Genomic DNA, 18,802 nt, shown 5'->3' on the forward strand with positions numbered 1-18,802 from the left:
ACACCGTGGACCGCACGACCGCCGCACCCGGGGCGCCGCTGCCGGTGCCCGCCGAGCTGACCGCCGGGCACTGGGACCGGGCCTGCGACCTGCTGGCCGCCAAGATGGTCGCCGAGCTGTGCTTCGAGTACGCGCTGGCCCCCGAGGCCGAGGACGGGCCCGGCCGCTGGAGCGCCGCCGTGGGCGGTTCCCGCTACCGGTTCGAGGGGCGGCGCACCTCCCTGGACGGGTGGCGGGTGCTGCCGGGGGTCACCCGGGTCGGCCCCGACGGGGCCGAGGTGCCCGCCTCCCCGTTCGCGCTCCTGCGCGACCTGGGCGCGGCCGGGGTGGTGGACCCGGCCGTGGAGGCGTTCACCGTCGGCGAGCTGACCGCCACCCTGTCCGCCGACGCCCGGCTGGCCGCGCGGGGGCTGACCGCCGCCGAGCTGGCCGACCTGCCCTACGCCGACCTGGAGGGCCACCAGACCGGGCACCCGTGGATCTTCGCCAACAAGGGGCGGGTGGGCTTCTCCGCGCGCGACCACGCGGAGTTCCCGCCCGAGGCCCGGCGGCCCGCCCGGATGCCGTGGATCGCGGTCCACTCCTCCCTGGCCGAGTACCACGGGGTGCCCGGCCTGGACGCGGAGGAGCTGCGCGCCCGGGAGCTGGGCGGGGAGACCACCGCGCGGTTCGCCGCGCGGCTGGCAGCGGCGGCGGCCCCGGCCGGGGAGTACGTGTGGCTGCCGGTGCACCCCTGGCAGTGGGACGAGGTGGTGGTGCCGCTGTTCGCCGCCGAGCTGGCCCGCGGGCTCGTCGTCCCGCTGGGCGAGGCCGGCGACGACTACCTGCCCCAGCAGTCCATCCGCACGTTCACCAACCTGACCAGGCCGGACCGGTTCAACGTCAAGCTGTCGCTGGCCATCCTCAACACCATGGTCTACCGGGGCATCCCCACCGAGCTGTGCCGGGCCGCCCCGGTGAGCACGGGGTGGGTGCACGCGCTGCACGCCCGGGACGCGTTCCTGTCCGAGCGGCACCGCGTGATCCTGCCCGGCGAGGTGGCCGCCGTGGCGGTACGCCACCCGGTGCTGGAGGACATCCCGGACGCGCCCTACCGGCACCGGCAGCTGCTGGGCGCGCTGTGGCGCGAGCCGGTCGCCGAGAGCCTGGACCCGGGCGAGCGGGCGCGCACCCTGGCCGCGCTGCTGCACGTGGACGGCAAGGGGCGGGCGTTCACCGCCGAGCTGGTGGAGCGGTCCGGCCTGAGCACCGAGGAGTGGCTGGCCGCCCTGTTCGGCGCGGTGCTGCCGCCGCTGCTGCACCTGCTGTACCGGTACGGGCTGGCGTTCAACCCGCACGGCGAGAACACCATCGTCGTCTTCGACGGGCGGGACCGGCCGGTGCGGCTGGCGGTCAAGGACTTCGTGGACGACATGAAGCTGCTGGACACCGACCTGCCCGAGTACGAGGGGCTGCCGGCGGAGGCGCTGGGGGTGCTGATGCGCTTCGACGCCCGCGAGCTGACCTCGTCGGTGGCCAAGTCCCTGTTCATCGGGCACTTCCGGTACCTGGCACCGCTGGTCCAGGAGCAGCTGGGGGTGGCCGAGGAGCGGTTCTGGGCGCTGGTGCGCGCCGAGATCGACCGGTACCACGCCGAGTTCCCCGAGCTGGCCGACCGGTTCGCGCTGTTCGACCTGCTGGCGCCGGAGTACGAGCGGGTGTGCCTGAACCGGGAGCGGCTGCTGGGCGGCGGCTACCACGACCGCGCCGAGCGCGACGCCGAGTTCCACCTGGACGCCCCCGCGATCCCCAACCCGCTGCACACCCCGGAAGAGGACCGATGAGCCCGCTGATCGGGGACGGCCTGCCGCCCCTGTACGAGACCCTGCCCCCGTCTCCCCCGCCGCCGCCCTTCCCGGTGCCGCTGGAGCGGCTGCGCGCCGACGTGGAGGCCGGGGGGATCACCGACGTCATCGTGGCCCTGCCCGACCTCCAGGGGCGGGTGCAGGGCAGCCGGGTGGCACCGCGCGACTTCGCGGAGCGGGTGCTGGAGCACGGGTTCGATGCCTGCCTGTACCTGCTGGCCACCGACGTGGAGATGGAGTCGCGGCCGGGGTACGCCACCGACCCGTGGGGCGGAGGGCTGGGGGACTTCGCGATCCTGCCGGACCCGGGGACCCTGCGCTACCTGCCCTGGGACCCGGGGACCGCGCTCGTGCTGGGCGACGCCCTGGACGCGGACGGACGGCCCGTGCCGGTGGCGCCGCGGCAGGTGCTCAAGGAGCAGCTGGAGCGGCTGGCGGAGCGGGGGTGGCGGGCGCTGGCGGGCACGGAGCTGGAGTTCCTTGTGTTCCGCGACTCCTACCAGGAGGCGTTCGAGCGGGACTACCGGGGGCTGACGACGGCGACCCGGTTCAACTCCGACTACGCGCTGCCCGAGGTGACCGAGATCGACCCGCTGATGCGGCGCATCCGCACCGCGATGGAGCGGACGGGAATGCGGGTGGAGTCGGCGCGGGGCGAGTGCCACCCGGGGCAGTACGAGATCGTGTTCCGCTACGACGACGCGCTGCGGACCTGCGACAACCACGTGGTGTACAAGGCGGGGGCCAGGGCGCTGGCGGCCCAGGCCGGGGCGGCGCTGACGTTCATGGCCAAGTACGACGGCGGCGAGGGCAACTCGTGCCACGTGCACCTGTCTCTGCGCGACGAGACCGGGGCTCCGGTCTTCGCCGACGACGGGTCGGGGCGGTACGGGATGTCCGAGCACATGGAGCACTTCGTGGCGGGGCAGCTGGCGTGCATGCGGGAGTTCGCGCTGCTGCACGCGCCCAACGTGAACTCGTTCAAGCGGCTGTCGCCGCAGGCGTACGCGCCGAGTTCGATCGCGTGGGGGCTGGACAACCGCACCTGCCCGGTGCGGGTGGTGGGGCAGGGCGAGTCGGCGCGGATCGAGTTCCGGGTGCCGGGCGGGGACGCCAACCCCTACCTGTCGGTGGCGGCGATCATCGCGGCGGGGCTGTACGGGATCGACCAGGCGCTGCCGCTGCCGGAGCCGACGGCGGGGGACGCGGGGGCGGCCGACCTGCCCCGGCTGCCGGCCTCCCTGGAGGAGGCCGTCCTCGCCTGGGAGAACAGCGAGATCGCCCGCGCGGTCTTCGGCCCGGACGTCGTCCGCCACTACGCGGCGGCGGGGCGCGCGGAGCTGGCCGCCTTCTCCGCGACCGTGACCGACTTCGAGCGCCGCCGCCACTTCGAGCGCGGGTAGACGCGGAACGCCCCGCCGGGTTCCCCGGCGGGGCACGGTTCATCTGCGGCAGCCAGACTGGACCGTATGCGAACCCTCTACCTCACCCTCTCCGGCGCCTCCACCACCCCGGAGGAGACCGCCCCCGACCTGGTCCGCCTGCTCCAGGACGACGGGTGGCGGGTCACCGTGCTGTGCACGCCGACGGGCACCCGCTTCCACGACCTGGCCGCGCTGGAGGAGCTGACCGGCGAACCGGTGCGCGTGGAGTTCCGCCGTCCCGGGACCGGGGTGAGCCTGCCGCCGCCGGACGCGGTCCTGGCCTGCCCGTGGTCGTTCAACAGCACCAACAAGACGGCCCTCGGCATCACGGACACGTTCGCGGTCGCGCTGGTCTGCGAGATGATCGGCTGCGGAGTGCCGACGTTCGTGGTCCCCGAGCCCGGTGCCGGACTGACCGGCCACCCCGCATGGGATCGCAGCCGGCGCATGTTGGAGGAGATCCCGAACGTCACCCTGCTGCGCGGCGCGACCCGCGGCCTTCCGGAGTGGCGCCGGGTCGCCGATGCGCTCGCCGCCGCTCCGACCGCCTGAAGCAGGTCCCGGGTCGTTCGGCGGGCGGGTCCGCCCGGCCCGGCGGTGGTGGCCAGGACCCGGACACGTCAGACCCTCCATCAGCACGGCCGCCGGTGGCGACCGGTACCGGTAGTAGGGTGTCCCCCGGTCATCCCCTGCTGGTGTCAGGTGATGACCACGCCCCGTCCGGTGTTAGCGCACCGGCCGGGGCACCTGCGTTTTCGCGTTGTTCCGGGGGTCGACCGCCGTCTCCACGACCTGGAAGAGCGGGTTCCAGGGACCGACCCGATCCTCTGGCACGAGAGCGGCCACAGCGGTGTCAACGGCACTCGCGTCGAGGTCGCCGACCTTCCCGGCGGGGCCGCCGTCCGCGACTCCGAGCACTCCGCCGACGGCCGTCTCCCCTTCTTCCCCCCCGAGTGGACCGCCTTCCTCCAGCCGGCCCGCGGCTGACCTTCCCCCCGCTCCACCAGCCCTGTACAACACCACCGGTGCCCGGTTGGGCCCGCGCTCCTGCCGGTCATCGCCGTGTTCACCCCGTATCCCCGGGCGCAACTTCGAGCAAGCGCATTGTCCCCACACGCGTCGCCGGGCTTCCATGGGTTGAGGGGGCCGCTACGGGCCCGAAACGGATGCCGGTCAACCTGCCACGGACAACGAGGAGGCCACCGTGAACGACGACGGCAACAACTGACACCGAGCACCACCCGGGAGAAGCGACAGCGGGGCGGCCCCCTTTCAGGGCCACCCCGCACCCGTTCTCCGAGCCCCTGCGCCAACGGGCCACACGGTCATCCGGCCGCTGTCCTGATCCGTGCGGCGACCTCCGCCAGCCACCCGTCCTCGGCCCGCTCGTGGTCGTGCGAGGACAGATACCCCTCATACCGGTCGAAGTAGCCCGTGGCCGTCGACGCCACCGCACGCCACCCCCGGCCCGCGTTCCCCGCCGTCCCGTGCATCGGGAAGAGCTTGGCGTGGGCGTGGTCCACCCCGTACCCCTCGTACATGATCCCGGTGCGCGCCACATCGGTGAACGCGGCGTCCAACAGCCGCGCCACCTCCCGGGCCGCCAGGTGCAGTGCGGCGTACTCCCCCGCCTCCAGGTCCACCACGTAGCTGCTCCGGTGGGCCTTGGGGATCACCACCGAGAACCCCTCGGTGTTGGGAGAGGTCGACAGGAACGCCAGATGGCCGGCGTCCTCCCAGATCCGGTGTGCCGGGGCCCGTCCGGCGGCGATCCGGCAGAAGACACACCGCGCGTCGTGGTCGGCGCTCATCGAACCCCCTCCCGGACCGGAACGGCAGCGGCACAGGTGGAGCAGTCCGGGTCGCGCTCCGTGTCCTGGCCGTCGAGCATCAGATCGTGCGACCACACCCCCATCCGCCGGTTCAGGGACGCCGGGGTGCCGAAGCCGCCCAGATACCGGAGTGCGTCCAGAGCGGCCAGGGATGAGGCCAGCATATTGACCGGACCGTTGGACGGTGCTTGGTAACGGCCGTTGATCCCGGCCACCAGCCGGGACAGCTCGGCTTCCCCCTCCGGGGCGCCGGCGGTGAGCGGACGGCAGTCCCAGCATCCGGTCGCCCCAGGTATCACCAGCGGACCCCACACCGCGATGTCGTTGACGTAGCAGGCGTTCATCCAGGGCGTTCCATTCCGGACACAGTAAGCGTTGACCGTGCCCGTCAGTCCCGGGGAGTCGGCCGAGACCACGAACAGGTCGCAGTCGGGCAGGCCCTCCAGGTCCTCCCCGGCCCCGACATCGCGGACCGCCGGCAGCACCCGACAGTCGCGGTTGCGCCGTTGCAGTTCCCTGGCGAGCACCTCGGCTTTGGGCAGCCCGATGTCGGCCTCGGTGAACAGGAACTGGCGGGTCAGGTTGCTCAGCTCCACGTGGTCGGCGTCCACGAGGACCAGTTCGCCGACCCCGGCGGTGGCCAGGGTCACCGCCACCAGGCTGCCGATGCCCCCACACCCCAGCAACACCACCCGGGCCCGCGCCAGCCGGAGCTGGACCTGCACCGCATCGGCACCTGAGAGTTCGTAGAACAGGGAGTGGCGGCTGTAGCGGTCGGCCGGGTCGTAGGCGTGCGCGGAGATCAGGTGGTTGCCGTCGTCAAGCAACCGCATCACCGCTTCGGCTCGGGAGGTGTCCGCTTCGCAAAGGTCGTCCAGGAACGAGCGGGCCTCGGCCCGGGTACGTGGTTCATGGAAGTGGCCGGCCAGACGTAGCAGGGGTTCCCACAGCGTGCGGTCGTGTACGGGCCGCCGTATCGACCCGAACCCGAGGAACAGCGCCCCGTCCTGGAAGCCCACGCGTACATAGGGAGCAAGTACACGCGGGGGATCATCGCGGGTCGAAACAGAGTGCATGTGCCTGCCACCTCACCGTCCGTGAACACCGAATTGGCGTGAGCGTACGGCGGCGGCAACGGCTCAGAGCAGGGATTGCGCGAGATTGCTCCTGTGACCGTCACCGAACCCTGCCTCCGAGCCGCTTTGCTCCTAGATACTCAAAACACATCCCGGCACCGAGGAGGATCGTGAAACTCCGTAAGCTCGGCACCACCTCCCACGGAGGAAACTGCCCCACCCTGTACGAGACCGATACCGGGAGCATCGTCGTCCAGGGCTACCGGCTCACCGACCCCGAAGCCCTCGCCCAACTCGCGGACATACTGCCCGGCGAGGAATTCGTCGTAGTCCCCCGCGAACTGCTGACCCGCTTCGCCCCCGAGGAGTGACGTGTCCGACCTCGTTTCCGGAGAAGCCTTCAACGAGCTCTTCCGGCAATACCGCCATACCGCCTGGCGGCTGGAGACCCGTACCTTCTATGGCGTCCTCATCGAGAACGAGCCCTTCCAGCGGTGGCTGACCGGCGACGACTCCGACATCGAGTGGTTCAAGCCCTGGCTGACGATGATGAAAGCGGAACTCGCCACCGGCAAGCGCATGGAACGGGTCCGGCTCATCGACGACCCGCCCTCGGACTACCTGCGCTGGGAGCTGTGGGGCACCCCCTACAACCTCGGTGTCGGCGAGGACATCCGCTACCTGCCCCGCACCCACCCCATCGTCACCGAGCTGCCAGGGCACGACTTCTGGGTCTTCGACAGCCGCACCGTCGCCCGCCTGGAGTTCGACGACAAGGGTGATGTCCTGGGCGCCGCGCTCACGGAAGACCCCCGACAGGTGCTCACCGCACTCCAGGCCCGCGACGCCGCCTGGCACCACGCCCTGCCCTTCACGGAGTACATGGCCACCCGCGCCCTATGACCGACTACCAGACCGCCCGTGTCTCCCTCGGCGTCCGCCTGCGCGAACTCCGGGAGGAGGCCGGCCTGTCCGGCCGGGAACTGGCGGCCCGTGCCGGGTGGCATCCCTCCAAGGTGTCCCGCCTCGAACGCGGGAACCAGACCGCGACCGCGGCCGACCTGCGCCGCTGGGCCCTGCTGTGCGGACAGGAGAGTGCGGCCGAAGGGCTGGTGGCCCAGCTCGGCGCGCTGGAGACCCACTACACCGGGTGGCGGCGCCGACTCGCCGCGGGCAACCGGGCCCGCCAGCAGAACGCCGTGGACCTGGAGCACCGCACCCGCACTCTGCGCATCTTCGAATCGGTGTGCGTCCCGGGCCTTTTACAGACCCCCGCCTACGCCCGCGCCATGATCAGCCGGGCCGTCGAACTCTACGGCACCCCGGCCGACATCGAGGAAGGCGTGCGTAAACGCATGGAACGCCGCGCGATCCTCCAGGACCGGGAAAGGGAGGTGCGGATCCTGCTGTGGGAACCGGCGCTGCGCGCCCTCCACGCGTCCAGTCGGGTCCAGGTCGAGCAGCTCGACCACCTGGCCTCCTGCATCCGACAAGGGACCGGAAGGATCGGGGTCATTCCTCTGTCGGTGGCCCTGGCGGCCTCCCCGATGCACGGGTTCTGGATCTACGACGAAGAAGGGGTGATCGTGGAGACCGTCGGCGCCGAGCTGCACCTGACCGACGATGACGCGGTCGAGCCCTACCGGAGGGTGTTCGCCACCCTGTCCCGCACAGCGGTCCGTGAGCACCGGGCCCTGGAACTCGTTCGTTCGGCCCGGGCGGCTCTCGCGCAAGACTGAAGCCGAGGGACTTCAACCGGTCACCTGAGGAGCGACTCCGCACATGGCCCGTACCGAGTACTACGCCGACCCGGCCGCACCGGCGCCCAACAGCCTGGTGGTGGCGGCCAGTGCGGCCGTCATCAACGGCGAGGGACGGCTGCTGTTGCAGCGGCGGGTGGACAACGGGCTGTGGGCCCTGCCCGGCGGGGCGATGGAGATGACCGAGAGCCTGCCGCAGGCGGCGGTGCGCGAGGTACGGGAGGAGACCGGGTACGAGGTGGAGGTGACCGGCCTGGTCGGCACCTACACCGACGCCCGGCACGTCATCGCCTACAGCGACGGCGAGGTACGCCGCCAGTTCAACGTGTGCTTCCGCGCCCGGGTGGTGGGCGGGGAACTCGCGGTGAGCGACGAGTCGTACGAGGTCCGCTGGTTCACGCCCGCCGAAAGCGAGGGCCTGCCGATGCACCACACCCAACGGCTCCGGGTCGAGCACGCACTCCGGGACGGCCCTGCCCACACCGGATGAACTGCCGTATCCGGAGCCGCTTCTTGCGCGACGAACGGCTGACGGGCCGGTTGGCCCTTCAAGACAGCATGGGCGACCTCGCTCGAAGACGGGCAGACGGCCCGGGGTCCACAGGGACAGGCATCCTGATGCCGGATCCCTTGAACATTCCTTGGCGCGATAGCGCGAGAACGGCGCGGATATCAGCCCGGGCGAACTCGGGGCGTCTCAAAGGCAGGTAGACGAATGTCCGCGAGGGCGTCACGTGTGGCGGTAACGGTAGCCACCTCGTAGGTTCAGTGGGTGGGGCGAGGGAACTCGTCCCAGGGCCGGCGCTCCGAGTTCATGGAGACCAGCCGGGAGACGAAGATGCGCTGAGGGCATGCACCTTCGGGAAGGTCGTCCGCGATGCGCGCGACCTGGTGAACCCGGTCGAACTTTCCACCCGATTCCTCGAAGACCTAGCAGTGCAGGGCGCCGCCGCAGGGTCTTCGGGGAGTTCGACGGGCGAATCGGCCGGGCCACCGGATTCACCTCGATGGTACCGCTCGCCCTTCACTGACGACCGAGGATACGGCGGACAAGGACGTGGATATCCGTTCCGGGGTTCCTCTGACGTATGTGGTGGGTGCCTTCGTGCTGTTTCGCCAAGCGTTCCGCGCGCGTGATGGCGTTCCGTTGGTGCTCTCCCATGAAGTGGTCGGGGTTGAAGTCCTTACTGTTGTTATAGCAACACTTCAAGCCTCGCATCAGATTCACCGCTTCACCGGTGGTCAGATGACCGAAGACATCCCTCTGGTGAAGGAGCAACCAGAGTTCGAAGCACGGATTGGCATAGGCGATCTCAATCCCTCCGACCCGAGCCGATCGAAGCGCCCGGTCCAATGACGTATGAGACTCAGGGGCCTCGACGTCGATCACACACCACACCTCGTCGTATCCGCCGCCCTGCTCCCTGCGCCGAGGGTGCGGGGAGTCACGACGTTTTTCTGCGGCTTTGACCAGCTGGTAGGGCTCCCCGTGATCAGGTCCGATATCGATCGACACGTTCGCCAGGCGCTCCTCCTGTTTCAGCTTCCTGAAGTAGGTGGTTCCGCCATAAGTGTCCTCACAGAAGATGAGAAACCTGCGTTTGGGCTCCCGCGTTCCAATCTTATGAGGATTGAGCGGTTTGCCCCTTTTTTCCTTCGACTTCGACGCCACGCTCGAACGGTAGCGCATCCTCCGCGATCAGGCGCGCGATTTCATCCGACACCTCACTATCAAATACCGGAACAGCAGAAAAAGCACCCAAAAGATACTTCTTCACCACATCATCGCGGTCATCCCGCACTTTGTATTCACGCAGCGCCACCAGCTCGGTGGCCCCGTTCTTCCCCTTCTCCGTCAGCCAGGCCTGATCCCGGGCCAAGTGTCCGAAGGAGCGGCGGCTCAGCAGGGTGACGTCATGGGTGTTGAACACGAGCTGCGCCCCGCGCGGATTGGTCTCCGGCTCGGAGAAGAGCCTGACCAACTGCCCGGCAAGGTTCGGGTGCAGTCGGGCGTCCAGCTCATCGATGACGAGCACACGGCCCTCTGCCAGCGCTCGAACCACCACACCGACCAGTTCGAGCCACGTCTGCGTACCGCTGGACTCCGCTCCGTAAGGCATTTCCACATCGCCGTTGGCACCCCGATGCGAAACGACGATCTCCGGTGACTGGCGCCATCCGTCGAGATCCGCCTGGGGACCATCCGGGTGCAGGACCCGGAACCCTGCCGCGAAATGGGCGGCTGCCTCCTTGGGCATCTCACGCTCTTCGGAACGAATGCCGGTGATGCCCAGGTCCGCGTACCTCAGCAACAGGTTGCACAGATCCCGTTCGGGACCCGCGAGCATACGCAGGGTCAAAACCAGACGGATATGGGCGTTCGTGTCGAAGGCCACTGACATCCGGTCGATCCAGCCGTAGATCTCGGCCAGGAGGGGGTGGTTCCCCGCGGCACCCGCAGAAATGAAGAGACTGTTGGGCCGCACGGACTCCTTGACCATCTGGGTCCGTTTCCCGAACCCGTGGCGAAGGCCCGGGCCCAGTGTGAACTCCTGCTCCTCCCGCTCGAAGAGCACCCGTATCCGGCCGTGGGGCCAGCCGTACAGCCACTCGGAGGTCACCGCGTCGTCGTTCACCGCGAACCCGTACTCGTAGCGCACCCCGCTCTGGATGAAGTCGAAACAGAACTCCGAAGGCCGCTCCTCGGACGCCTCATCGAGCAGGTGAGGCACACGGCTGGTGCCACCACGGGGGTTCCAGCGGCTGTGCGAGTACCGGACCGCGTCACGGGCGTAGGCCATCGCGACCATCAGGTTGGACTTGCCGGAGGCGTTCGCCCCCAGCACTCCGACCACGGGCAGGGCCCGCAGCTCCGTGCCGGGAATGTCGAGCATCGCAAGGTCGGGATGATCGTCCGCGGCGACCAGACTCAACTCCTGTTCATCCCGGATGGACGCCCAGTTCGCCACACGGAAACGCAGAAGCACGGTGACCACCTCCCAGCCGATTCGCCCCATGGCATCGTCAACGACCACCGCCAGGTTCTAGCGGCATCCCATGGTCACCGTAGCCCGCGAAGGCAGCCTTCATACGTCTTTCCAGCATTGATTCTGGAGAATTTTTCCCAGAAAACGATTTTGACCGACACTAGGGTGTGCACTCCACGAACCTGGTAACCACACGAACCTGAACGCACCCCCGTGGCGGGCTCCCCCTCCTCAGCGCCTCGCAGACACTGGAGGAGCCGGTCAGCGGACCACGCGGTAGCGGAGGTAGACCACCTTCGAGGAGCCGATGGCGCGGGACTCGACGAGGTCCAGGTCCACGTGGCGCTCGGCCCGGGGGAAGAACGGGGTGCCGCCGCCCACCAGCACCGGGAAGACCCGGATCCGGTACTCGTCGATCAGGCCCAGCGCGGCAGCCTCGGCGGCCAGGGTGGCACCGCCGATGGCGACGTCCCCCTCCCCCGGCTCGGCCCGCAGCCGCTCGACCTCCTCCGCCAGGCCGCCCGAGGCCAGGCGGGAGTTCCCCTGGACCTCCGACAGCGTGGTGGAGAAGACCACCTTGGGCAGTGCCCGCCAGATCTCGGCGAACGCGCGCGTGGGGTGGTCGTGCTCCGGGTTCTGGTCGACCGTCTCCCAGTACACCATCGTCTCGTACAGCCGCCGCCCCAGCAGGTGGACGCCGACCCGGCGCACCTCGTCCGTGGCGAGCTCGAAGACCTCACGGTCGGGTTCCGACCAGTTGAAGGAGCCGTCCGGCCCGACGATGTAGCCGTCGAGCGACACGCCCATCGAACAGATCACGTCGCGCATCAGAAGTCCTCCTCGGTTCAGGGTTCGACGGTATGACCACCGGACCCCGCAGGACTCATCGTGACGCGCGCAGATGCCGTGGAAAAAACCGTCCCGCCGGACCGGGTCCGGCGGGACTCGAAGGACACAGGGCTACAGGGCCTCGGCGAGGGCGGCGTCCACCGCCGCCTGGAGGCGTCTGCGCAGGACCGCGCTCTCGACGCGGTCGGTGCGCACCTCCACGATGCGCACCCCCTCGCCGAGCAGGGCCTTGGGCAGGTCGGTGGCCCACTCCAGGTGCAGGTACGGCACGTCCGCCATCGCCGCGACCCGCTCCATGGTCACCCCGTGCGGGGTTCCGAAGACCCGCTCGAAGTCGGGGTGCCCCGCCTGCTCCAGGCCGGAGAAGATCCCGCCGCCGTCGTTGTTGACCACCACGACCGCCAGGTCCGGGCGCGGCTCCCCCGGGCCGATGACCAGGCCGTTCTGGTCGTGCAGCACGGCCAGGTCGCCCAGCAGGGCGAACGCCCCCGCGGCCGGGTCGGCCGCCTGGTGGGCCAGGGCGGCGCCGATCGCCGTGGACACCGTGCCGTCGATGCCGCTCACGCCCCGGTTGCCGACCAGGCGCACCCCGCAGCGGGCCCGCATGGTGGCGTCCAGGTCGCGGATGGGCATGCTCGACCCGGCGAACAGCAGCGACCCCGCCGCCAGGTGCGACACCAGGTCGCGGGCCAGCCGGGGTTCGGTCAGCGTCTCCTGCTCGTCCAGCACCGCGTCGAGGGCCGCGCGGGCAACGGACTCCGCCCGCCCCCACAGGCCCGACCAGTCGGTGCTGCGCGGCTCGTCGAACGTCGTCCCTGCCGGGGCCGCGACGGCGGCCACCACGTCGGTGGCGGTGCGCGCCGGGTCGGCGAACCCGCCGGGCAGCGACGCGTTCGGGTCGCCCAGCGCCCCGGCGGTGACCACCACGTGGCGGCGGGCCCGCCGCAGGAACGCCAGGGTCTGCCGCGACAGGTTGGGCCTGCCCACGCTGACCACCAGGTCGGGGGCGGGCCCGGCGGCGATCGCCGGGGACGCCAGCAGCTGCCGGTAGGTGGAGACCGCGCCGACCCTGCGGGCGTTGGAGGTGGGCTCGGCCAGCAGCGGCCAGCCGGTCAGCTCGGCCAGGGCCAGGAACGGCACCGGGTCGTAGTCGCCGTCGCCGCACACGATCACGCCGCGCTCGACGTCGGGCAGCACGAACGGCGGCGGTTCGGCGAGGGGGCCGGGCCGGGAGATCCACTGCGCCCCGCCGGCCCGCCCGTCCAGGGGCTCGGGCCAGTCCCGGCCGGGCCCGTCGGGGGTGAGCGGGTCGCGGAACGCGATGTTGAGGTGGACCGGGCCGGGCCGCCCGCCCCGGGCGGCGCCCCAGGCGCGGCCCACCAGCGAGCGCCAGTAGGCGACCATGCCCGGCACCGGGTCGGGCGTGCCGACCTCGGCGAACAGGCGCACCGCGCCGCCGTACAGGCCGATCTGGTCCACGGTCTGGTTGGCGCCGGTGCCGCGCAGCTCCGGCGGCCGGTCGGCGGTCAGCACCAGCAGCGGCACCCCGCTCTCGTCGGCCTCCAGCACAGCGGGGTGGAAGTTGGCGGCGGCGGTGCCGGAGGTGCACACCACGGCCACGGGGCGCCGGGACGCCCGGGCCAGCCCCAGCGCGAGGAAGGACGCCGACCGCTCGTCCACCCGCACGTGCACCCGGATCCCGGGGTGGGAGACCAGGGCGAGCGCGAGCGGCGTCGAGCGCGACCCCGGCGCGACCACGGCCTCGGCCAGGCCGCAGCGGGCCAGTTCATCGACGAGGACCCGCGCCAGGGCGGTAGACGGATTCATGCAAACGCTTTCGTTCGTCAAGGTGTGCAACAAGTATCACCGCGGGGTGCGCATGTACGGCACGGCACCCCATATCTCACGGACGCACACCCTCCAGTGAACCCCGTTCGGGCGCAAACGGCGAACGCCCGGGGCTGTGATCCGCGTCCCGGGCCCGGTCAGCCGTCCCCGGCCGCACCGGGCGCGGGGCCCCCGCCTGCGGCGACGGCGGCCGCGGCGCGGGCGCGCCAGGGCGCGGCGTCGGCCTCGACCGCGCGCAGCCGCTCCTCGTCGACCCGCACCGGGCGCACCGGCAGGTACCCGTTCTCGGGCAGCAGCGGGTCGGCGGTGACGTCGGCGGTGAGCATCTGCATGGTCGCCAGCCCGCACGCGTAGGGCAGCTCCGGCAGGGCGGCGGCCAGCGCCACCCCGGCGGCCAGGCCCACGGACGTCTCGACGGCGCTGGAGACCACCACCGGCAGCCCGCACGCCTCGGCCACCCGCAGGGCGGCGCGCACCCCGCCCAGGGGCTGCACCTTGAGCACGACGAGGTCGGCGGCATCGGCCGCGCGCACCTTGAGCGGATCCTCGGCGCGGCGGATCGACTCGTCGGCGGCCACCGGCACGTCCACCCGGCGGCGCACCGCGGCCAGCTCCTCCAGGGTCGCGCAGGGCTGCTCGACGTACTCCAGGCCGTACCGGTCCAGGGCGCGGACCATCCGCACGGCGGTGTCCGGGTCCCAGGCGCCGTTGGCGTCCACGCGCACCTTCCCCGCGGGGCCGATGGCGTCGCGCACGGCCTCCACCCGGGCCAGGTCCCGGGCGGGGTCCTGGCCCTTCTCCGCGACCTTCACCTTGGCGGTGGCGCAGCCGCCCGCCGTGACGATGGCGTGGGCCCGGTCGGGGTCCACGGCCGGGACGGTGACGTTGACCGCGACCCGGTCGCGCACCGGGTCGGGCCATCCCCGGTGGGCGGCCTCGTGGCAGGCCGCCCACCAGCGGGAGGACTCGCGCGGCCCGTACTCGGCGAAGGGCGAGAACTCGCCCCACCCGGCCGGGCCGCGGACCAGCAGGCCCTCCCGCACGGTGATGCCGCGGAACCTGTTGCGCAGGCCGATGGCGAAGGCCCGGCCCCCGGCGGGGACGTCCCGCGCACCGGGATCGGCGGCGGGTGTCACGGGCGGCGCGGGAACTTGTCGAACTCCGGACGGCGCTTCTCCTTGAAGGCGTCCCGGCCCTCCTGGGCCTCCTCGCTCATGTAGTAGAGCATGGTGGCGTCGCCGGCGAACTGCTGCATCCCGGCGGCGCCGTCGCTGACGGCGTTGATGGCGCCCTTGAGCATGCGCAGCGCCAGCGGGGACTTCTCCAGCAGCTCGCGGGCCCAGGAGACGGTCTCCTTCTCCAGGTCGGCCAGCGGGACCACGGTGTTGACCATGCCCATGTCCAGCGCCTCCTGGGCGCTGTACTGGCGGCACAGGTACCAGATCTCGCGGGCCTTCTTGAGGCCGACGGTCTCGGCGAGCAGCCAGGAGCCGTAGCCGCCGTCGAAGGAGCCGACCTTGGGGCCGGTCTGGCCGAACTTGGCGTTGTCGGCGGCGATGGTCAGGTCGCAGCACACCTGGAGGACGTTGCCGCCGCCGATGGACCACCCGGCGACCATGCAGATGACCGGCTTGGGCAGGCGGCGGATCTGCACCTGGAGGTCGAGGACGTTGAGGCGGCCGATGCCCTGCCGGGCCACGGCGTCGTCACCGATGTAGCCGTCGTCGCCGCGGATCTTCTGGTCGCCGCCGGAGCAGAACGCCTGGTCGCCGGCGCCGGTGAAGATGATCACGCCGACCTCGGAGTCGTCGCGGGCGATGTTGAACGCCTGCTGGAGCTCGAAGAGGGTCTGGGGCCGGAACGCGTTGTGCCGCTCGGGCCGGTTGATCGTGATCTTGGCGATGCCCTCCGCGGTCTCGTAGATGATGTCGGAATACTCGCCCGACCGCTGCCACTCGATCACGCTGCTCACGGCTACCGCTTCTCCTCACGGGGACATCCGAACGGCGGGCGGCCGCACCGGCTCCGGTGGAGTGGGCGGCCCCCGCGTCAACCCTACGCATTGTGCCAGGCCGCCGGGGACGGCCGCGTACGCCCCCGGGGGCGCGGCGGGCGTACCCTTGTGCCCCGTGGCCTTCCCGAACCTTCCCGACGCACCCGACCCGGCGACGGCCGGCGGTCCCGCCGTGCGCGCCGCCGTGGGCCTGGAGCCGGGCCGGCTGTCCGACCTGCTGGCCGCGGCCCTGGAGGGCGGCGGCCCCGCGCTGATGCCGGTGCCCGCCGGGACCCCGGACGCCCGTGTCGGGGAGCTGCTCGCGGCGATGCGCCCCTCCTCGGTGCTGACGCCCGCGGGGGAGTCCCCCCTGGAGGGCGGCCTGCCCGCCGCGCCCGGGACGGCCCTGGTGGTCACCACCTCCGGGTCGACGGGGGCTCCCAAGGGCGTGGAGCTGTCGGCGGGGGCGCTGCGCGCCTCGGCGCGGGCGTCGGTGGCCCGGATCGGCGCCCGCCGCGGCGACTCCTGGCTGTGCGTCCTGCCCGCCGGGCACATCTCGGGGCTCCAGGTGATGCTGCGCGCCCTGGCCACGGGCACCGAGGCGGCGCACGCGCCGTTCTCGGTGGAGGGCGTGCTCGCCGCCGCGGAGCGCCTGCACCCGCACGTGTCCCTGGTGCCGACCCAACTGCGGCGGCTGGTGGCCGCCGGGGCGGACCTGTCGGTGTTCGGCGTGATCCTGCTGGGCGGGGCGGCGGCCGACCCGGGGCTGCTGGCGGAGGCCCGCGCCGCCGGGGGCCGGGTGGTCACCACCTACGGCATGAGCGAGACCTGCGGCGGGTGCCTCTACGACGGGGTCCCCCTGGACGGGGTGGGGGTGGGGATCGACGCCCCCGGACCGGACGGCTCGGGGCGGGTGCTGCTGTCGGGGCCGACCCTGCTCACCCGCTACCGGACCGCGCCGGGCGCCGCGGCGGTGCCCGGCCCGGACACCGCCGCCGACGGGTCCCGGGTGCTGCGCACCAACGACCTGGGGCGCTGGGACGGGGAGCGGCTGGCGGTCCTGGGCCGGATGGACGAGGTCATCAACACCGGGGGCCACAAGGTGGTCCCCGGGCAGGTCAACGCCCTGATCGCGGCCGACCCCGCCGTGGCGGAGTCGGTGGTGGTGGGCCGCCCCGACCCGGAGTGGGGCGAGCGGGTGTGCGCGGTGGTGGTGCCGGCGGACCCGGGCGCGCCGCCCGCGCTGGAGCACCTGCGGGCGGTGGTGCGCGACCGGCTGCCCGCCTACGCCGCACCGCGCGAGCTGGAGGTCCTGGACCGGCTGCCGATGCTGGAGTCCGGGAAGCCGGACCTGGTGGCGCTGCGCCGCGGATGACCCCCCGGCCCGGTCCCGCCCGCCGCCCCCGTCGGCGGAGATGTCCGGTAGGCGGGGAACTTCCCCGGTCCGCCCCGCGTCTACCTGAGTATCCGGGCCTCGCGTTCGCCCGGGTCCCACGGCCCCTCTGCCCAGGAGGTCCGCAGTTGGCGACAGCCACGAGTCCACCCGCCCACGCCCCTGCGCCCTCCCCCGCGCCCGGAGCGCCGCGCTCCCGCCCGGTCATCCGGGCGGGCTTCTATACCCGCTGCCTCCGGCCCCCGGCCACCGAACGCATGGTGATCCATGCCACTTCGAAAGATATCCAATCGAGACGGGGAACATTTGACACCCCGACACGTTGGACATATTGGCGCGTCCAGTCGGCGGGAGCCTTCCGCCACGTGCCACACGTCTTGGAAGGGAGGGAGGTGTCCGGATGACGAGCACTGCCCGGACCCGCTCGGCGCCCACCGACGGCGCCGTTCCGCTCGCGGCCGACCGCGCGGCACTGACCGACCTGCTCACCCGCGGGCGCGCCCAGGGGCACCTGTCCCTCACCGAGCTGCGCACCGCCTTCTCCGCGGCCGGAGTCTCCTCCGGCGACGGCCGTGCCATCCTGCGTGAACTCACCGACAACGGGGTCAGGCTCGCCAACGGGGGCGACCACTCCGCGCCGGTGGCCGAACCCGACGCCGAGGACGACGTGCTGGAAAACACTCTCATCGCGACGGTGCCCGACTCCGACGAGGCACCCAAGGCCGCATCCGGCAAGGCGGCTCCCCGCAAGGGCCCCTCCCCCCGGAGGAAGACCCGCACCACGCGGCGCACCAAGAAGGCCGAGGAGACCCAGGCCACCGTCGATCCGGAGACCGGCGAGGCCGATCTGGACGACCAGTCCCCCGCCATGGGCGACTCCGTCCACACCTACCTCAAGGCCATCGGGCGCCGCCAGCTGCTCACCGCCGAGCAGGAGGTCGACCTGGCCAAGCGGGTCGAGGCCGGCCTCTACGCGGAGTACCGGCTGGGCCTGCACGGCGAGATCGACCCCTCCGCGAAGATGGCGCGGGTCGAGCGCGAAGAGCTGGAGTGGATCGCCGAGGACGGCCGCAAGGCCAAGTCCCACATGCTGGAGGCCAACCTGCGCCTCGTGGTGTCGGTGGCCAAGAAGTACAGCGACCGCGGCATGTCGCTGCTGGACGTGGTCCAGGAGGGCAACCTCGGGCTGATCCGCGCGGTGGAGAAGTTCGACTACTCCAAGGGCTTCAAGTTCTCCACCTACGCCATGTGGTGGATCCGCCAGGCCATCCAGCGCGGCTTCGCCGACTCCGCGCGCACCATCCGCCTGCCCGTCCACGTGCTGGAGCTGCTGAGCAAGGTCAGCCGCCTGGAGCGGGACATGCACCAGGCGCTGGGGCGCGAGCCGACCCCGGAGGAGCTGGCGCTGGAGCTGGACAAGACCCCGGCCCAGATCGAGGAGCTGCTGCGGGTCACCCGCCAGCCCATCAGCCTGGACTCCACCATCGGCGAGGACGGCGAGACCCGCATCGGCGACCTCATCGAGGACGTCGACGCCTCGGAGGCCTCCGAGGTGGTCGACCGCCAGCTCATGGCCGACCAGCTGCGCAACGCCCTGTCCGACCTGGAGCCGCGCGAGGCGACCATCATGTCGCTGCGCTTCGGCCTCATGGACGGGCGGCCGCGCACCCTGGACGAGATCGGCAAGCACCTGGGGCTGACCCGGGAGCGCATCCGGCAGCTGGAGAAGCAGTCGCTCTCCAAGCTGCGCCACCCGAGCCGCGCCCAGCAGCTGCTCGACTTCGCCAGCTGACCGG

At 71.7% G+C, this 18,802-nt stretch carries 18 protein-coding genes; 10 read left to right on the plus strand and 8 right to left on the minus strand.

Going from position 1 to position 18,802, the window contains the following annotated elements:
• Positions 1–5 precede the first annotated feature (5 nt).
• The 4 genes from BUE45_RS25915 (at position 6) to BUE45_RS34030 (ending at position 4,255) form a co-directional block, all read left to right on the plus strand.
• A complete protein-coding gene (locus tag BUE45_RS25915) occupies positions 6–1,823 on the plus strand; it encodes an IucA/IucC family protein (protein ID WP_245833476.1) in 1,818 nt (605 codons plus the stop codon).
• Positions 1,820–3,247 (plus strand): glutamine synthetase family protein, encoded by a 1,428-nt coding sequence (locus BUE45_RS25920; protein WP_073382933.1) that lies wholly within the window; start codon positions 1,820–1,822, stop codon positions 3,245–3,247. Before BUE45_RS25915 ends, BUE45_RS25920 begins: the two co-directional genes overlap by 4 nt.
• A 66-nt stretch (positions 3,248–3,313) precedes the next feature.
• The gene (locus BUE45_RS25925; RefSeq protein WP_073382936.1) at positions 3,314–3,820 is read left to right on the plus strand and encodes a flavoprotein; all 507 of its coding nucleotides are present in this window, start codon (positions 3,314–3,316) and stop codon (positions 3,818–3,820) included.
• A gap of 153 nt (positions 3,821–3,973) precedes the next feature.
• Positions 3,974–4,255 (plus strand): DUF397 domain-containing protein, encoded by a 282-nt coding sequence (locus BUE45_RS34030; RefSeq protein ID WP_084737867.1) that lies wholly within the window; start codon positions 3,974–3,976, stop codon positions 4,253–4,255.
• Positions 4,256–4,593: 338 nt separating this feature from the next.
• On the opposite strand, the gene BUE45_RS25935 is transcribed toward BUE45_RS34030, so the two are convergent.
• Together BUE45_RS25935 and BUE45_RS25940 are read right to left on the minus strand one after the other, a co-directional pair.
• On the minus strand, positions 4,594–5,079 hold the full coding sequence (locus BUE45_RS25935) for an HIT family protein (protein ID WP_073382938.1): 486 nt from the start codon (positions 5,077–5,079) through the stop codon (positions 4,594–4,596).
• On the minus strand, positions 5,076–6,176 hold the full coding sequence (locus BUE45_RS25940; RefSeq protein ID WP_073382941.1) for a HesA/MoeB/ThiF family protein: 1,101 nt from the start codon (positions 6,174–6,176) through the stop codon (positions 5,076–5,078). Before BUE45_RS25940 ends, BUE45_RS25935 begins: the two co-directional genes overlap by 4 nt.
• A gap of 170 nt (positions 6,177–6,346) precedes the next feature.
• On the opposite strand from BUE45_RS25940, the gene BUE45_RS25945 reads away from it, so the two are divergent.
• The 4 genes from BUE45_RS25945 to BUE45_RS25960 are packed head-to-tail and all read left to right on the plus strand — an operon-like array spanning position 6,347 to position 8,426.
• Positions 6,347–6,547: a hypothetical protein gene (locus tag BUE45_RS25945; RefSeq protein ID WP_073382944.1), complete on the plus strand. Its 201-nt coding sequence runs from the start codon at positions 6,347–6,349 to the stop codon at positions 6,545–6,547.
• Between the two features lies 1 nt (position 6,548).
• On the plus strand, positions 6,549–7,079 hold the full coding sequence (locus tag BUE45_RS25950; RefSeq protein WP_073382946.1) for a DUF6879 family protein: 531 nt from the start codon (positions 6,549–6,551) through the stop codon (positions 7,077–7,079).
• The gene (locus tag BUE45_RS25955; RefSeq protein WP_073382948.1) at positions 7,076–7,915 is read left to right on the plus strand and encodes a helix-turn-helix domain-containing protein; all 840 of its coding nucleotides are present in this window, start codon (positions 7,076–7,078) and stop codon (positions 7,913–7,915) included. Before BUE45_RS25950 ends, BUE45_RS25955 begins: the two co-directional genes overlap by 4 nt.
• 43 nt (positions 7,916–7,958) lie before the next feature.
• A complete protein-coding gene (locus BUE45_RS25960; RefSeq protein ID WP_073382950.1) occupies positions 7,959–8,426 on the plus strand; it encodes an NUDIX domain-containing protein in 468 nt (155 codons plus the stop codon).
• Between the two features lie 534 nt (positions 8,427–8,960).
• Here the strand turns inward: BUE45_RS25960 and BUE45_RS25965 are convergent.
• From BUE45_RS25965 to menB, 6 genes are all read right to left on the minus strand, one after another.
• A complete protein-coding gene (locus BUE45_RS25965; protein WP_178378656.1) occupies positions 8,961–9,608 on the minus strand; it encodes an RloB family protein in 648 nt (215 codons plus the stop codon).
• Positions 9,559–10,971, minus strand: coding sequence for an AAA family ATPase (locus BUE45_RS25970; protein WP_084737873.1), 1,413 nt, complete (start codon positions 10,969–10,971; stop codon positions 9,559–9,561). Before BUE45_RS25970 ends, BUE45_RS25965 begins: the two co-directional genes overlap by 50 nt.
• Positions 10,972–11,184: 213 nt before the next feature.
• A complete protein-coding gene (locus BUE45_RS25975) occupies positions 11,185–11,751 on the minus strand; it encodes a dihydrofolate reductase family protein (protein ID WP_073382953.1) in 567 nt (188 codons plus the stop codon).
• Between the two features lie 132 nt (positions 11,752–11,883).
• Positions 11,884–13,599 (minus strand): 2-succinyl-5-enolpyruvyl-6-hydroxy-3-cyclohexene-1-carboxylic-acid synthase, encoded by a 1,716-nt coding sequence (gene menD / locus BUE45_RS25980; protein WP_073382957.1) that lies wholly within the window; start codon positions 13,597–13,599, stop codon positions 11,884–11,886.
• Between the two features lie 158 nt (positions 13,600–13,757).
• The gene (locus tag BUE45_RS25985; protein WP_073382960.1) at positions 13,758–14,756 is read right to left on the minus strand and encodes an o-succinylbenzoate synthase; all 999 of its coding nucleotides are present in this window, start codon (positions 14,754–14,756) and stop codon (positions 13,758–13,760) included.
• Positions 14,753–15,592 carry a 1,4-dihydroxy-2-naphthoyl-CoA synthase gene (gene menB / locus BUE45_RS25990; protein ID WP_073382962.1) on the minus strand — a complete coding sequence of 280 codons (840 nt, stop codon included), beginning with the start codon at positions 15,590–15,592 and terminating at the stop codon, positions 14,753–14,755. Before menB ends, BUE45_RS25985 begins: the two co-directional genes overlap by 4 nt.
• Positions 15,593–15,806: 214 nt before the next feature.
• On the opposite strand from menB, the gene BUE45_RS25995 reads away from it, so the two are divergent.
• Positions 15,807–16,988 (plus strand): AMP-binding protein, encoded by a 1,182-nt coding sequence (locus BUE45_RS25995; RefSeq protein WP_073383051.1) that lies wholly within the window; start codon positions 15,807–15,809, stop codon positions 16,986–16,988.
• A 418-nt stretch (positions 16,989–17,406) separates the two neighbouring features.
• A complete protein-coding gene (locus BUE45_RS26000) occupies positions 17,407–18,798 on the plus strand; it encodes an RNA polymerase sigma factor (RefSeq protein ID WP_073382965.1) in 1,392 nt (463 codons plus the stop codon).
• The last annotated feature ends 4 nt before the right edge of the window (positions 18,799–18,802 follow it).

Origin of the sequence: Nocardiopsis flavescens (assembly GCF_900141985.1) — a bacterium.
In the GTDB taxonomy this organism is placed as follows: Bacteria; Actinomycetota; Actinomycetes; order Streptosporangiales; family Streptosporangiaceae; genus Nocardiopsis; species Nocardiopsis flavescens.

Coding starts and splice junctions, on each gene's coding strand:
- BUE45_RS25920 (WP_073382933.1), top strand. CDS start 1,820: ATGAGCCCGCTGATCGGGGACGGCCTGCCGCCCCTGTACGAGACCCTG.
- BUE45_RS25925 (WP_073382936.1), top strand. CDS start 3,314: ATGCGAACCCTCTACCTCACCCTCTCCGGCGCCTCCACCACCCCGGAG.
- BUE45_RS34030 (WP_084737867.1), top strand. CDS start 3,974: ATGACCACGCCCCGTCCGGTGTTAGCGCACCGGCCGGGGCACCTGCGT.
- BUE45_RS25935 (WP_073382938.1), bottom strand. CDS start 5,079: ATGAGCGCCGACCACGACGCGCGGTGTGTCTTCTGCCGGATCGCCGCC.
- BUE45_RS25940 (WP_073382941.1), bottom strand. CDS start 6,176: ATGCACTCTGTTTCGACCCGCGATGATCCCCCGCGTGTACTTGCTCCC.
- BUE45_RS25955 (WP_073382948.1), top strand. CDS start 7,076: ATGACCGACTACCAGACCGCCCGTGTCTCCCTCGGCGTCCGCCTGCGC.
- BUE45_RS25960 (WP_073382950.1), top strand. CDS start 7,959: ATGGCCCGTACCGAGTACTACGCCGACCCGGCCGCACCGGCGCCCAAC.
- BUE45_RS25975 (WP_073382953.1), bottom strand. CDS start 11,751: ATGCGCGACGTGATCTGTTCGATGGGCGTGTCGCTCGACGGCTACATC.
- menD (WP_073382957.1), bottom strand. CDS start 13,599: ATGAATCCGTCTACCGCCCTGGCGCGGGTCCTCGTCGATGAACTGGCC.
- BUE45_RS26000 (WP_073382965.1), top strand. CDS start 17,407: ATGACGAGCACTGCCCGGACCCGCTCGGCGCCCACCGACGGCGCCGTT.